This is a genomic window from Thalassospira sp. ABL2_045, assembly GCF_056161285.1.
The window spans coordinates 316,315-330,621 of sequence record NZ_JBSWYV010000003.1; the positions used below are offsets into that span (position 1 = coordinate 316,315).

At 52.0% G+C, this 14,307-nt stretch carries 14 protein-coding genes; 3 read left to right on the forward strand and 11 right to left on the reverse strand.

The window, feature by feature from the left end:
- Positions 1–64 precede the first annotated feature (64 nt).
- From ACXAIA_RS07455 to ACXAIA_RS07475, 5 genes are read right to left on the reverse strand one after another with little or no spacing between them, the layout of a single operon-like run.
- On the reverse strand, positions 65–1,414 hold the full coding sequence (locus tag ACXAIA_RS07455) for a hypothetical protein (protein WP_475348788.1): 1,350 nt from the start codon (positions 1,412–1,414) through the stop codon (positions 65–67).
- 47 nt (positions 1,415–1,461) lie between these two features.
- On the reverse strand, positions 1,462–2,193 hold the full coding sequence (locus ACXAIA_RS07460; protein WP_475348789.1) for a WbqC family protein: 732 nt from the start codon (positions 2,191–2,193) through the stop codon (positions 1,462–1,464).
- Positions 2,190–3,413, reverse strand: coding sequence for a DegT/DnrJ/EryC1/StrS family aminotransferase (locus ACXAIA_RS07465; RefSeq protein ID WP_475348790.1), 1,224 nt, complete (start codon positions 3,411–3,413; stop codon positions 2,190–2,192). Before ACXAIA_RS07465 ends, ACXAIA_RS07460 begins: the two co-directional genes overlap by 4 nt.
- A complete protein-coding gene (locus ACXAIA_RS07470) occupies positions 3,413–5,611 on the reverse strand; it encodes an aminotransferase class I/II-fold pyridoxal phosphate-dependent enzyme (RefSeq protein WP_475348791.1) in 2,199 nt (732 codons plus the stop codon). The genes ACXAIA_RS07465 and ACXAIA_RS07470 overlap by 1 nt, the downstream gene beginning before the upstream one ends.
- A complete protein-coding gene (locus tag ACXAIA_RS07475) occupies positions 5,611–6,309 on the reverse strand; it encodes a class I SAM-dependent methyltransferase (protein ID WP_475348792.1) in 699 nt (232 codons plus the stop codon). Before ACXAIA_RS07475 ends, ACXAIA_RS07470 begins: the two co-directional genes overlap by 1 nt.
- Before the next feature lie 128 nt (positions 6,310–6,437).
- Between ACXAIA_RS07475 and ACXAIA_RS07480 the strand changes: the two genes are divergently transcribed.
- Complete coding sequence (locus ACXAIA_RS07480) at positions 6,438–7,436, forward strand: hypothetical protein (RefSeq protein WP_475348793.1); 999 nt, start codon at positions 6,438–6,440, stop codon at positions 7,434–7,436.
- A gap of 56 nt (positions 7,437–7,492) precedes the next feature.
- Here ACXAIA_RS07480 and ACXAIA_RS07485 read toward each other — a convergent pair whose 3' ends face one another.
- Entirely contained in the window at positions 7,493–8,374 is an 882-nt protein-coding gene (locus tag ACXAIA_RS07485; protein WP_475348794.1) for a GNAT family N-acetyltransferase, read from the reverse strand.
- Positions 8,375–8,756: 382 nt separating this feature from the next.
- Here ACXAIA_RS07485 and ACXAIA_RS07490 point away from each other — a divergent pair, with 382 nt between their 5' ends.
- Positions 8,757–9,920, forward strand: coding sequence for an alpha-hydroxy acid oxidase (locus ACXAIA_RS07490; RefSeq protein ID WP_475348795.1), 1,164 nt, complete (start codon positions 8,757–8,759; stop codon positions 9,918–9,920).
- Between the two features lie 158 nt (positions 9,921–10,078).
- Here the strand turns inward: ACXAIA_RS07490 and rpsI are convergent, their stop codons facing one another.
- The 5 genes from rpsI to ACXAIA_RS07515 form a co-directional block, all read right to left on the reverse strand.
- Positions 10,079–10,570, reverse strand: coding sequence for a 30S ribosomal protein S9 (gene rpsI, locus ACXAIA_RS07495; protein WP_475347501.1), 492 nt, complete (start codon positions 10,568–10,570; stop codon positions 10,079–10,081).
- Positions 10,567–11,034, reverse strand: a complete 468-nt coding sequence (gene rplM / locus ACXAIA_RS07500; protein ID WP_062955298.1) for a 50S ribosomal protein L13 — start codon at positions 11,032–11,034, stop codon at positions 10,567–10,569. The genes rpsI and rplM overlap by 4 nt, the downstream gene beginning before the upstream one ends.
- 155 nt (positions 11,035–11,189) lie before the next feature.
- Complete coding sequence (locus ACXAIA_RS07505) at positions 11,190–11,630, reverse strand: PaaI family thioesterase (RefSeq protein WP_475348796.1); 441 nt, start codon at positions 11,628–11,630, stop codon at positions 11,190–11,192.
- A 133-nt stretch (positions 11,631–11,763) separates the two neighbouring features.
- Positions 11,764–12,051, reverse strand: coding sequence for a hypothetical protein (locus ACXAIA_RS07510; protein ID WP_475348797.1), 288 nt, complete (start codon positions 12,049–12,051; stop codon positions 11,764–11,766).
- A gap of 251 nt (positions 12,052–12,302) precedes the next feature.
- Complete coding sequence (locus tag ACXAIA_RS07515; protein WP_475348798.1) at positions 12,303–13,286, reverse strand: hypothetical protein; 984 nt, start codon at positions 13,284–13,286, stop codon at positions 12,303–12,305.
- A gap of 226 nt (positions 13,287–13,512) precedes the next feature.
- On the opposite strand from ACXAIA_RS07515, the gene ACXAIA_RS07520 reads away from it, so the two are divergent.
- On the forward strand, positions 13,513–14,307 hold the full coding sequence (locus tag ACXAIA_RS07520) for an enoyl-CoA hydratase (protein ID WP_475348799.1): 795 nt from the start codon (positions 13,513–13,515) through the stop codon (positions 14,305–14,307).

The following is a 14,307-nucleotide window of genomic DNA, read 5'->3' on the forward strand; positions in this document are numbered from 1 at the left end:
TCAACTGTGCTCCAACTTGCCTTAACAAATAACAGTATAACTGCAATTTTATTCGATTCAGGTATTATTCAAGCACAGCGGCTGGATCGAATTTTTGAAGTACATTGGCGTGACCGAGCGCTTTGTAGTAAGGGCCAAGCCTGCAGTTTCTAACAATTGATTCTGCATATATTTTCAGCCACGGCATCGGCCCCTGACGGTCCAGAACCCAGATATTCAATGCCTGTCCCATATCCATGAAGGTCACTTCAGGAAACTTACGCTGTAAACGCATAAGCAACCAAAATGCAAAAGAGCCACCCGCCTGAGAAATAACCACAGGCGAACTGTCGAAACGATGCTTCATGCCCTCGATTGCTCGACAAAGGTGGTTGAACACCTCGTATCTGTGGCTGTGGATATTGCTTGGAGGGATCTTGTAGTGCCCCATCAACGGCATGTTCAAGCGTTGGGGCAAAACATCAAGCTTTTGCGACGCAATAAGGATTGAAGGCCGCTTTCTGACCGCGTCCATAATCGCCGGAAGACTGCCGCTGATTGCGTAACGCTTGAAAAGCGTCCCATCCCAAAAACGGTATCCGTCCTCAAAGTACTGACTGATTGAAGAAAATCTCGCCGCGAGTTTATCGTGATGGTCTCCTGGAATGTGCCACAAACGGCCATCATGGGTTGGAAACCCTTTTAGAGCCAAACCGATATAAGCATTTTCGGGTCGATTTTTTTCAGAAAGAACAGAGAACAGGTCGTCAATAAACCCTTCTACCAGGCAACCGTTGTTCGGTGTCAGCTTTCTTGCCCAACGCCGACCAAGGTAGCGAATTTGAGTATCGGTAAGACACTCGAAAGTTTTACTGTTGCGCAGTGCTCCTCCAAGACGCTCTGAAAATGCAACTGCGTCCCAAAGGCCATGCGGCAATTTGACACTGGAGAATGGTTCACCACTTTCGAGCTTCTGCAATATCACACTGACATCGGGGCAGGCCAGTTGGTAACCAGCGTCTCCGATTTCAACACTTTGCTCCTGGGCTTGGCCAAACTGACTGGCAGCAGCGCGATTTTTACGAACTTCTTCGGCAGAGAACATGTCAACGGCGCCACCGCCACCAAAGTCCACGGGACCTGTTTCAGAATGCGATGGCAAAATCCTGGCAAGCTGATTAACTGTATAGGCACTGTTAATCGTAGCTTCATCAAGGCCATCAAGCCCTTCAGCGACGTCGTCCGCCCCCTTTAGCACCGCAAGCGCACAGGGGTCCACGTTGGCCCTTGGCATCCACCCCAGCTCTGCACCGAACCTCGAAAAGTGCTCGTCTGGGGGTAATGCTGTTTGGTCCAATGCAAACTGATAGCAAGAAGCGTAGAATGCCGGATCAACCAAGTTAGAATAATTAATGGATCTTTTTCCTTCGTTCACTGAACAATATGCCCTGCCCGTTCGTCAGTAACTGCCAATTTGACAACTCACTGCAGTGCATCAGGGTGACGAGACGTGGGTAGGTTTTTTAAGTACTCGACAACCGTTTCTGGCTTATTCCACATCAAGGTATCAATAATCGAAAGGTTAGGCTTAAACTGGAAGGGATGCGGAACATCGAACGTCAGGCTGGGTAAACTGGTAAATTCAATTCCAATATCGGCGGACTGCCACTCTTGATAATCGAATAAATCGACACCCCCTGACGGATTTATATAAGTCGATGCTCCCAGTTGCTTGGAAATCTCAAGAGCCCATTGTCCGGCATGCGTGACGGCGGAAAAGTCCAAATCCAACTCTGAACAGACATCATACGAAAACGGTATGTCCAGAAACCGGCACACATTGCGCAACCCAGAAATATTCAAACTGCACAGCTTATCATCTGCACACTCAGAAAATGCGTTTGCGACCATCTCCCGAACCGCATCAAAATATGGTGCCTTATTGCGATAAACGTTGAGCTGTCTCAGCAACTTTTCAGCTGTTCGATTGAAATCAAGAACCTGCATTTCAGAAATAAAGTGCCCTGACTTCTTAATGATCGGGGCACTGATGAATTGTTCGCCTTTGTTAGGTTCCTGAATACGGTTCCGGTTCATCCATGATTTCGACTGATATTTGACAACATCAAACACCACCCACTGGTCGGTTTTCACGATCAGGTCGAAATACCCCATATACGGGAAGAAATAGGGCTGCATAATTCCGAGCTTCATTGAGACCCCGCCTCACATACAAGGAAGTCTTTTATTTGCTCTGCAACCTGCCCGGCATTGTTAAGAGTTACCCTGAGAATCCCGATAATGGCCTTGGTGTCTTCAAGAGAGACCTGTGCGCCAGATGGCAACTGGAACACCTTTTCCGCCAATGCTTCGGAGTTTGGCAAAAACGTACTCGAAGCATTATGTGCATCGCGGTACGGGTCCAGCCGATGCACACAGGGATAAAAATAGCGTCGGGCGTAAACACCCTCTGCACGCAGGATCGTTACAAGTTGATCACGTGAGAGTGGGCAATCTTCGGCAAGCTCAAATACAGAATACTGGAAATTGTTTTTTCCGTCCTTATCCAGATAAGCAGCCTTCAAAAAAGGCAAATCCGCAAGGCCATCAATGTAGGAGGAGTATAGTGTTTTGTTCCTCTCGACATTTTGCTCTAGCTTTCCGAGCGCCATCAACGCCATCGCAGCCTGCAGCTCGCTCATCTTGCCATTCATCCTCATCTCCACCTCGACATCCGCGGGTGTTCGATGAAAATTGCGAACAGTGTTAATTCGGGCAGCCAACGCATCGTCACAGGTGACAACGGCCCCGCCCTCGGCGGCATTAACGACCTTCGTTGCATGCATCGAATAGACAGAAACATCGCCAAACCGCGCAAGACTTGTCGATTTGTAGTCGCATGCAAACCCATGACAGGCGTCGTAAATCAGCTTCAGCCCCTTTTCCTTACACAAGGACTGCAAGCCTTCCGGATCACATGCCCTGCCCCACACATGCACACCGAGTACTGCTGAGGTTTCCGCGTTGATATGCTCCTCAACGGTCTCGCGCGATATCATGTGTGTTCGCGGATCAACGTCCACAAAACGGGGCGTTAGCTTTGCCCATTTCAAAGCTTCGACCGTGGCAGGAAAAGTGAAGGATGGAACGAGAACTTCGCCTTTGATGTCCAACGCCACCAACGCGACCATCAATCCCACCGTGCCATTCGTCACCGTGTAGGCATGCTCAACATCGAGGCGCTCTCGCAACACTTCTTCGAGCTTCCCAACCAATGGGCCGTGGTTGGTGAAGTAGCGTCGTTGCATCACCGACCTCATCCAGACATCGAATTCACTTCGATCCGGGATATGGATTTGCCCAACCGGTTTTTCTTGCTCAAACTGTTTTTGACCACCAAGAATCTTCAAATCGTCAATTGTTCGCTTCAGCATTATGCTGAGCCCTCCAACTGACCAAGACCTTGTCGTATTGCGTTTCCGAGTGTGGATACTGATTCAAACCACTCACCTATTATCTGGCAATCATTGACAGATACCAGATCACCAACAGGCAACTGGATCATACTCCGGGCCAATCGATCAGTAACAGTCAAACTTTCCGGAACCTGAAGCCCCCTGGGCGTATTTGGCTGATCCGAAGGACTGGATGGTGGGTAATCTGACAGCCGGTACAAAACTTCATTGTAGTAAGGCACGGCGAGTGCATTTTCTGCTCTTAACAGAAATACAGTTTCCTCCCGTGACAGAGGCCACACTTCACTATCAAGCAAAATCACAGCAAACTCATAATTGTGCTGAGAGTAATGATCAGCGTAAGGGATCAGTTTGATGCCCGGAACATTTGCCAGTGCCGCCTCATAGGCCTCAAAGCGCGCTTTGTTTCCCTTTGAAACGTCATCAAGCGTATCAAGTGACGCAAGGGCCATGGCAGAATGAAGTTCGTTAAGCTTGCCATTCAGACCGATACAAGAAATACGGCTGGCTTGGACATAACCAAAATTTCGAAATTCGCTTAGATACTCAACCAGCCTGTCATTATTTGTCGTAATGTAGCCGCCCTCTGTCCCATTTAGCATCTTGGTCGCATGAAGGCTGAATATCTCCATCTCGCCCCGGCCACCGGACGGCATGCCATTTGGCATTTTGCAACCAAGAGCATGAACCGCATCATAGAACACGGGAACACCTGTGGCCTCGCTCAGCTTTGCAAGCTCATCGCAGTCACAGGGGGCGTTCACTTGATGCACCCCCATAATCGCCAAGGTATCCTCATCAATGAGTGCGTTGGCAGCGGAAGGATCGATCGTATGACGCACAGGATCGACATCACAATAAACCGGCTCGAACCCCGCCCATCGGATCAAATGCGGTAAACCGACATAGGTAAAACCTGGAAACAGCACTTTCAGCCGACGTGATTTGAGCGCGGGGTCATCCGCAACACGCTGCTCATACAAGACCTGCATCGCAGCGATCAGCGCTACGCAGGCGTTCGAATACATCACAACGTGCTTAACTTGATGATACGAAGCCAACGCCTCCGCGAGTGCACGCGTGTTCGGGCCGTCATTGGTAAATCTTTTGGCTTCAAATGCCGCATCAACACAGGCTTCGAAACGTGCCCAATCCGGCACAGCGAGCTGCCCTTTTGGACGTGGTTGATTTTTGGGAAACAAGGGTTTCCCGCCAAAAACAGCCAATTCATTCAGACTGCTCTTGGTTCCACGTTCAGCAAGCGGTAAACGTTCCGCGTCGCCAATTATCTGACCCGGCTTCCAGGCAGCCCCAAGCGCAAGCGTCTCATAGTCGACAAAACCCGACAATTGCCTCCCAACCAACTCAGAACCGATCGTAAATCTGATATCGTCAACGGCCTCGGTTTTCCAACGCGCGACATCTTCAGGCTTTTTATAAACGGCCCGCACGTTATCAATTGTCTTGGATTGGGAGCTCTTGAAAAATTCGAGCGTCGCCTCTGTGACGGGCAGTCCTAACCAGTCAAAAAGGTCCTCAAGTACAGGCAGGCCTTGTTCGACAAGTTCCTCGTAACGTAGAATTTTCACCCGATCCGGATATTCTTCGGCCAACTGAAGCTGCTCTGTTGTGACTTGCTTCCAGTCATCAAACCCCCAGAATTCGCCAGTGATCGGATTGCCATCCTCAAATTTCCTGCAAGCACCAGTCCGCCATTCTTGCATCGGGTCTGCCGTCGCGGGAAATTCCTTGGGGTTCTTTATCCATGAATGGATGGTTGCAACAGGATTCCGAACTAGGGCAACAAACTTTACGTTATCACATTTCTCAACAATCGACCGCGTAAGGTCATGATACCGTGTTGATTTGATACACAAATGCGAAGGCGCATCCGCTTTATTCTTAAACGCTGGCAGCAGCCCTTCATCTCTGAGGTAGTGCTGATCAAGATACGCGCCTTCGCGTTCATACACAGCCTCAAACAGGTTTTGCCAATCATCGCCGGTGGAGTTTATCCCGCAGGCGTTCTTGAATTCATATGAAAACAGCGGGCAAAACTTTAACCGAACATCTGAATGCGACGCCAAAATCTGAGAAACCCAGTTACTTCCAGACCTCGGCATACTGCTAAGCCAAATCACTGCTCGCTTTGACATCAAACACTTCCCCGCACCAACACAGCATCATAACGGTAGTGGTGGGCATGATGCCCATCGGGCATCTGATGAAATTCAACATCCCAGCCACACTGGCTCGCAATTTCAGATAATTCCGCCTTTGAATACCAAACCCCTATTGGCGATGCCGGGTCATTTCCAGCATCCGGACTCAGTGATTTTGAGCTGTAAAAGGCATCTTTTTTTTCACGGTCGGGGACATTCCCCACCATAAACCGGGTCAATTCTGGAAAACGGTCAAACAGAAACTTAAAGAGTTCCACCACTTTTCCCTGCGGTAGATATTGCAGAGAACCATACATATACGCCTTTGATTGCGCACGATCAGGGGCCAAAGCTTTCACCCCCTGCAAAACATCGTCGACAACGTATTCGATGCGCTTGTCGGAACCGAAGAACTTCCGCGCGGTTGCAATCAAACTGGGTGAAACATCAATCCCAATGACATCTTCCACATCCTCAAATACGCGATGCGTCAAAGCACCATTCCCGCAGCACAAATCGAGCACATGATCGCTTTTCTGCAGCTGCAAAAGATTGCGCGATTGCTCCACAATCAAAGCTATATTTTCTTCGGATATCGGTTTGCCGTTAACAGTGCGTTTCACCTGTCCCCAGAAGTCATCTTCATTACAAGAAGCTGCATGAAGCTCGTAAATTTCTTCTGGTTTCGGCATTGTCGCTCCACGAAAGGCAACGGAACCTATCTGCGATACTTGTTCAGGACCTTGCCCTTAGATAGCAGGGTGACGTTTATTTATCGTTAGAGTATCGTCAGTCCTTTGCAATTAAAAGCACAAATCCAATGCAGAACAAATGCCTTTACATACATCTCGGTGCTCCAAAGACAGGTACAACTTATATTCAAAAGTATTTTTGCGACCATCAAAAAGAGTTCGCAAACAATGGCCTGCTGTATCCAGATGCAACAATACGGGGGTATGGGCACCATGACGTTGCGTTACTCTTAAATGGCGCATATCCGGACTGGTCGACGAGGCAACCCAAATCGCTTGATGAGCTCGCTGGTAAAATCGGCGACGAGATAACCTCGTCCAACTCAGATGTTCTGATTTCCAGTGAGAACTTTTTCTTGTTCCCGCAGCCCACCAAGCTCAAAGAGCTGATGGATAGACACGCTTGGCTAACCCAACGAAAACTGAAACTGATTGTCTACCTGCGGCGCCAGGACGATTTCATGGAGTCCTGGTACAACCAGATGGTTAAAGCCCAAGGATATGCTGGAGACATGTCTGAGGCCATCGACACCATGCGAGATCAGTGCGATTACGAAAAACAGCTTCGCAATTGGCTAACCGCATTCAGCGCAGACGAACTGGTCGTCAAAACGTACGAAGAGGCCAAAACACACAAATCAGGTATCCTTGGTGATTTGGTCGAAGAAATTCGCCCCGAATTATTACCTTTGATCTCACACAACAAAGATCAAAGAGAGAATATCAGCCTTTCACGCGACCTTCTCGAAGTTCAAAAGATACTCAATCGATTACCCGTATCGATCGAAGAAAAGCGCATGCTCCACAAAGATCTGATGACGCTAACGCAACACAATCAAGAACCAAATAAATACAGTGTCCTCAGCCCGCAACAGGCCGACGACCTGATGCGCACCCACAAGGAAGGCAACAAATGGGTGGCTGAGACATTTTTAGGAAGAAAGAACCTCTTCCCGGAACGCCCCAAGCAAGAGCATCTGCCCTATCCGGGATTGTCGAAGGAAACTGCCGTTCAAACAATGGGCATGCTCGTCATGGCGCTCAAAAAGAATGAAAAACCATCCTGAGAATCCTGAAATTCGGAGCCTGAAAAGATGACGGCCCCGAATTTCAATTCGCACGCTTAACTCGCCACCTTCATATTCTGGTTCAAAAGTGCCAACCGATACCGCCCGACCTTCTTAAACCCCAGCGCCTCATAGGCCTTGGCTGCTGGTTCACTATCCGTTGACAGGATGGCGCGTTTAACGCCCCTTGCCCGCACAGTTAGCAGGGTTTTGGCGACCAGGATGCGGGCATAGCCGTTTGAGCGTTGCTCGGGCGGGGTCCAGACGGGGCCGACTTGCACCATATCGGACAAGGTCGCATTAAAGCCTGAAAGCGACACCGCCTTGCCATCAACGATCAGGCCCCACATTGTTCGCCCGTCCAGCGCATGGACAAGACGTGAGGCAATCTTGCTATCAAGGCTTGGCGTATCTTCCGCGCCCAGTGCCTCAATCTCATAGGCGCGCAGCCAGCGCAGCAACGTGTTGCGTTCGATCTTTTCGGCATCGACCATCTGGAAATCATCGGCACGCGCATTTTGCGGCACGATGAGTTTGGCAAGATCAAGCTCGTAAAGCACATCCGATGCATTGATCGCAAAACACGCATCCTTTAATCCAAGCTGACACAGCATATCCTGTGCGGGATCGGCATCACCAAACACCCCCGCCACCGGCTTGAGCGGATCGGCAACGAACGCCTCGGTCAGCGCCGTCGGGATCGCGGGTTGATCCCCGGCCTCGACAAAAACATTGCCATTGGCAAATTGCGCGACAATCGCGCTGATGGAGCCATCTTGGGCCACTGCCCCGAACCAGTTTCCAGAAAGCGGATGACGACGTCGCTCAATACCGGCAGTTCGCAGGTTCCCGCGCAGCACCATGCAAGTCGCTGCATGGTTGGCAAGGAATGCGGTTGCGGCATCAAAATCGGCGTCGTGCAGCTTTCTGTACTGCATATCGGGGGTCCCTTTCATTGGGGGTGGGCTCATGGCCAAACTTTGAAATTGGCACAAAAAAAAGACCGCTCCATCAGCGGCCCTTCACATATCGCAAGGTCATCCAACAGAGGTTCAAACGGTTATGTTTTGAAAACTCGTCGCATCGTTCCAACCATCGGATCACACCTTGAATTTTGAAATTATCTCGTCAGTGGTTTTGTTCTTATCACACCCTCTGGAAATTTCGATCCCTCTTTTTAAAATTCTTTGTCGCCAACACCCTCGCCCGCATTCCAGCATATAAAAACCGCAAGTCAGAAGCTGATTTTCAATTCGATTTGCGATAACCTCGGAAACTGGTATTACCATTACCAAGCGCCCTTTATTCGGAGTTGACCTCATGCCAGTGATTACCTGCGTCGAAGACCTGAAACGTATCTATAAGCGGCGCACACCGCGCATGTTTTACGATTACGCAGAATCCGGAAGCTGGACCGAGCAGACATTCCGTGAAAACACCACCGACTTTCAGGACATTCACCTGCGTCAACGCGTCGCAATCGACATGGCCGGGCGCACCACCAAAAGCCAGATGATCGGTCAGGACGTCTCCATGCCTGTCGCCCTTGCTCCGGTCGGCCTGACCGGCATGCAAAGCGCTGACGGCGAGATCAAGGCCGCCCGCGCAGCTGAAAAGTTCGGCGTACCCTATACGCTGTCGACCATGTCGATCTGCTCGATCGAGGATGTCGCAGAAAACACATCCAAACCCTTCTGGTTGCAGGTCTACACACTCAAAGACGATGACTTCATGAAGCGTCTGTTTGACCGCGCCAAAGCGGCCAACTGCTCGGCCGCGGTGATCACCGTCGACCTTCAGATGCTGGGTCAGCGCCACAAGGATTTGAAAAACGGCCTCTCCGCCCCGCCCAAGCTGACGGTCAAATCGGTCGCCGACATGATGACCAAGGTGCAGTGGGGCCTTGGCATGCTCGGCACCAAACGCCGCTTCTTTGGCAACATTGTTGGCCACGCCAAGGGGGTTGCCGACGCATCATCACTGACGACCTGGACGGCCGAAGCGTTCGACGTCTCCCTGGACTGGGACCGCATTCGCGAATTCCGCAAAATGTGGGATGGCCCGTTGATCATCAAGGGGATCATTGATCCGCGCGATGCCCTGGAAGCCCTTAATGTCGGAGCCGATGCCATCATCGTGTCCAACCATGGCGGTCGCCAGCTTGACGGCGCCCTGTCCTCCATCCGCGCATTGCCGGCCATCATGGATGCCGTCGGGGACAAGATCGAAGTCCACCTTGATAGCGGCATCCGCTCTGGCCAAGACGTACTGAAGGCCTTGGCCCTTGGTGCCAAGGGCACCTATATCGGCCGTGCTTATGTCTATGGCCTGGGCGCAATGGGTGAGGCTGGCGTCACCAAGACGCTGGAGATCATTCACAAGGAACTTGAAGTCTCCATGGCACTTTGCGGCCATACGGACATCACCAAGGTCGATCGCGATATCCTGATGATCCCGCGCGATTTCTCGGACCGCTGGCAGTAACGCCACCACACGGCTCTACATCAAACAAAAGCGGCGTCCTTCGTTTTGAAGACGCCGCTTTTTTGTTGGCTTGAGAACCAAACCCGCAAAAAGAAAAAGCGCCACCCGAAGATGACGCTTTTCCAAACAGTATCGCGAGCCTGTTGCCCGAAAACGAATTAACGTTTCGAGAACTGGAAGCTACGACGAGCTTTGGCGCGACCGTATTTTTTACGTTCAACTGCACGCGAGTCACGGGTGAGGAACCCACCAGCTTTAAGTGACGAACGCAGTGCCGGCTCGAACATGGTCAGTGCACGGGAGATACCGTGACGAACGGCACCGGCCTGACCGGAAAGACCGCCACCGGTTACGGTGCAGACAACGTCGAACTGATCTTTACGATCGGTTGCGCCGAACGGCTGGTTGATCACCATGCGCAGAACCGGACGTGCGAAGTAGTCTTCGAACTCACGGCCATTGACGGTGACTTTGCCCGAGCCCGGCTTGATCCAGACACGTGCAATTGCGTTCTTACGACGGCCGGTTGCATAGGAACGGCCCTGTGCGTCGATCTTCGGCTCCGGCAGGGTGCCTTCTGCAGCTGCAGCAACTTCGCCGCCCTGTGCCAGATCCTTGAGATCTTCAAGAGTTTTGGTGTCGGCCATTATTTAGCACTCCGCTTGTTCTTTTCGTTCATAGCCGCTACGTCGAGGACTTCCGGCTTCTGAGCTTCATGCGGATGCTCGGTACCAGCATAGACGTGCAGTTTGGAAAGAACCTGGCTGCGCAGCGGGCCACGGGTCATCATACGCTCAACAGCTTTGATGATCACGCGCTCCGGGTGCTCACCGTTCAGGAGCTTGTCCATGGTGCGTTCTTTGATGCCGCCCGGGTAACCGGTGTGCCAGTAGAACTTCTTGTTCTGAAGTTTACGGCCAGTCAGTTTGACTTTTTCGGCATTGACGATGACGATGTGATCGCCACAGTCCATGTGCGGGGTAAACATCGCTTTGTGTTTACCACGAAGACGGTTGGCAACAACGGCTGCAAGGCGGCCAAGGACGACGTCTTCTGCGTCGACCACGAACCATTTGCGCTCGATGTCGCTCGGTGTCGCAGTGAAGGTTTTCATTATTTCTATACTCGAAAACTGGGTTCCACGGAGGGATTGTTCCCTCGTTGAAAGTCGGCGCATTATGCCAGCATTCAACAGGAAAACAACAGGAATATTTCACATTAAATCAACGACTTATGAGTAGCGGTATTATTTTACCACACAATATCGCATTATTTTTCAGCCGGTGGCATGGCATATGTCCCGACCACATGCGCACACAGGCTGTCATCCACTGCGGATCGAATATGGCATTCCGCAATCAAAAGCCGCCTGCCCGCCTTAAGGATCTTGGCCTCCGCAATCAGATCGCCCGGCTTTGCCCCGGACAGGAAATGCACGGTCGCCTCTGTCGTAACAGACAGGTCCGCCTTGGGGACCACAAGCCAGGCCACGGCATAAAGCGCAATATCGGCCAGCGCAAAGATCGCAGGCCCGGTCACGACATTGCCCGGGCGCAGATAGCGTTCCTTGAACGGCAAACGCAGCACAGCGGTGTCTTCCGACAGGCTTTCGGTCACCACCCCCATATCGCCAACAAATGGCACCTTTTCACGCATGATGGCGTCAAAGTCAGCCGGCGTCACACCGGTTGGCGTTGCGGAACTGTTCATGGCTTGGTTGGCCTCCCTCTGAGGCTGCTTTATGCAGCATTTATTGTTTCAGAAAGATAGCCTGACATAACGTTTACGTTAACGTCAATAATTTGCGCACCCGCATGCCATCAAATGTGTATCCAGGCCTCCCCTATCGGGTCACGATCCCAACCACATCCGTATAAATCGCCACCACCACGCACAGGATCACGATGCCCGCAATCGCGGTTGCCCCGATAGCCGGCAGGTTTTCTTTCATCCATGTGCTGATCGATATGGGCGACGTTTCATCCGCCGGGCGCTTGAACCGGGCGCGCACCGGCCCGCGCGAAAGATCCCGCACCGGCTTGTCGACTTCGTCATTGGATGCCCAGTGATGGCGGTTTTCGGGCAGATATACAGGCTGTCGGTCTTGCTGACCGGTTTCGTCATACATCATGGCGATTTCACAGCGTCACTCGCTGGCTCCTGCAACAAGGGTGAACTCTCATCTTCCGCCGTGATCCTGACACCTGTTCAACAGGCCATGATCGCGGCGCCCCCGCCTCGGATAAATCTGCTCTGTCTTCCCCGGACCTGGTCCCTCTTTTTATGTAACGCCGGTCCCAAGGGCTTTGGCGTCACATCATTGATTGCCTTCCTAATATATGGGGATTAAGGCAACCGTTCGGCAACAGTTGGGTATTTGTGTTACCGGCCGATGATTGATGAAAATTCGTTGACCGTCAGAACAAGAACATACCCAACCGCCACAGCCGCAATCATATAGGCCGCAAGGCGCGCCAACATCTTGTTCAGACTGACCGGCTCACCAGCCTGCTTGCGGCCTCTTGATGATTTTCCCTTTGATGCGCCCGACGATTTTCCCTGCTTTTGCAAGATCGCCTGTCGCTTGGCATCAAGGTCATCTTCAACGGCCCAGTTCGACTCACTGTCTGGCAGATTGATGCGCGACTTGCGCACCTCGGCCTCTTTAAGGTCATCAACCCGACCGGAAATGTCATTCTGGGCATTGCTGCCAGTACCGTCCTCGCCCTCACGCATGCCATCAAGCAATGTCTTCCCGCCATTCAGGCTTTCAACATATTCGTCATACGCGCTGCGTTCTTCGGCAATGGCCGCCTTTTGGGCCGCCGCATGGGCCGCAGGGTCCTTTGCCTGCGCGGCTACATGGGCTGCGTACGATCTATCTGATGACGTAAAGGCCTGCTGGTCTTCCTTGGGCAGGAACATCGATACCAGCCCACTTGTCTTGTTCTGCACATAGACATGGCGCCGCGGTTTGGTCTTGGGGCCGGTCGCGGCATGTTCGTTTTTGGTGCTGGCAAGCTTCGCGCTGCTGATAAGCGGGGACGGCTTTGGCCCCACCATGGCAGGCGGGGTTACATCCTGCGCGATAACGGGATCAGGATTCTGGTCACCATCTTCGTCATCAGGATCAACTTTCGGCTTGGGCATCAAAAAGGCCGGAATATCAAAGCCTCTTTCCAGAAGGCGCGCACGCGCTTCGGCGCGATACCGTTCAAGGTCGCGTTCCATCATGTCCTTGCGATCAAACCGCTTGATGGGCGTTTCTCGCACAGGTTTTGTCAGCTTGACGCCTTCACGGACTTTACGGGTCGGTAAAAAACGACCCGGTGCTTTTCCGCGCCGACGGGGTATGTTTTCACTCATCCACAACCACTTGCCGAATGCATTTTATAAATCAGGCACAAACACCAGAAATTCGGCACATCTCCAAGGGCCAAGCGCATCCACATGATCGTCGCGGTCAGTCATGTGAATGCGCTCGAACCCTAGGGTTTTATTTTTAACCCGTTACGTGCAATTCTACTACGAGTTACCGTGATATAAAAATCAAAAATACATCACATTCAAACAGTTCGCCGGGAGGAACACGATGACCGATGCCGCAACCGACAGCCCGCTTGTCACACGTACAGACCATGACGGGTTCGTCACCGTGAAGATGAACAATCCAACGCGTCGCAATGCACTCTCCGGTGCGATGATGACCGCCTTGCAGAGCGCGTTTGAACAAATCGCCACTGAAAATGATATTCGGTGCGTCATCCTCGCGGCAGAAGGCCCGGTTTTTTGTGCCGGTCACGATCTCAAGGAAATGAGCGGCATCACCGAATGTGATCAGCACGCCGCCCTGTTCAATCAATGCAGCGAACTGATGATGACCATTGTCAGCCTGCCGCAGCCGGTGATTGCCCGTGTGCGCGGCATGGCAACGGCTGCGGGCTGCCAGTTGGTCGCAAGTTGCGATCTGGCCGTTGCCGCCAGCACGGCCAAATTCGCGACACCCGGTGTGAATATCGGCCTATTTTGCTCAACGCCAATGGTCGCACTGAGCCGCAATATCGCCCGCAAACATGCCATGCGCATGCTTTTGACCGGTGACCCGATCAATGCCGAAACCGCCTTTTCCATGGGACTGGTATCCGATGTGGCAGCGGATGACGAACTTGAAGATCACACCAACGCATTGGCCGCCGGAATCGCCGCCCGGTCGGGCATGACCGTGCGTTTGGGCAAGCAGGCCTTCTACAAACAGGTCGAGATGCCCTTAACACAGGCCTATTCCTATGCATCCGATGTCATGACCGCCAATATGCAAAAACACGATGCCCGCGAAGGGATCGGTGCCTTTGTCGAAAAGCGCCATCCAAGCTGGCGCCACGAATAA

Excerpts from the sequence above, each read along its gene's own strand:
- ACXAIA_RS07510 (WP_475348797.1), bottom strand. The coding sequence starts at position 12,051 with ATGATGTATGACGAAACCGGTCAGCAAGACCGACAGCCTGTATATCTG.
- ACXAIA_RS07465 (WP_475348790.1), bottom strand. The coding sequence starts at position 3,413 with ATGCTGAAGCGAACAATTGACGATTTGAAGATTCTTGGTGGTCAAAAA.
- ACXAIA_RS07475 (WP_475348792.1), bottom strand. The coding sequence starts at position 6,309 with ATGCCGAAACCAGAAGAAATTTACGAGCTTCATGCAGCTTCTTGTAAT.
- ACXAIA_RS07480 (WP_475348793.1), top strand. The coding sequence starts at position 6,438 with ATGCAGAACAAATGCCTTTACATACATCTCGGTGCTCCAAAGACAGGT.
- ACXAIA_RS07485 (WP_475348794.1), bottom strand. The coding sequence starts at position 8,374 with ATGCAGTACAGAAAGCTGCACGACGCCGATTTTGATGCCGCAACCGCA.
- rplM (WP_062955298.1), bottom strand. The coding sequence starts at position 11,034 with ATGAAAACCTTCACTGCGACACCGAGCGACATCGAGCGCAAATGGTTC.
- ACXAIA_RS07460 (WP_475348789.1), bottom strand. The coding sequence starts at position 2,193 with ATGAAGCTCGGAATTATGCAGCCCTATTTCTTCCCGTATATGGGGTAT.
- ACXAIA_RS07470 (WP_475348791.1), bottom strand. The coding sequence starts at position 5,611 with ATGTCAAAGCGAGCAGTGATTTGGCTTAGCAGTATGCCGAGGTCTGGA.
- ACXAIA_RS07490 (WP_475348795.1), top strand. The coding sequence starts at position 8,757 with ATGCCAGTGATTACCTGCGTCGAAGACCTGAAACGTATCTATAAGCGG.
- ACXAIA_RS07505 (WP_475348796.1), bottom strand. The coding sequence starts at position 11,630 with ATGAACAGTTCCGCAACGCCAACCGGTGTGACGCCGGCTGACTTTGAC.
- ACXAIA_RS07515 (WP_475348798.1), bottom strand. The coding sequence starts at position 13,286 with ATGAGTGAAAACATACCCCGTCGGCGCGGAAAAGCACCGGGTCGTTTT.
- ACXAIA_RS07520 (WP_475348799.1), top strand. The coding sequence starts at position 13,513 with ATGACCGATGCCGCAACCGACAGCCCGCTTGTCACACGTACAGACCAT.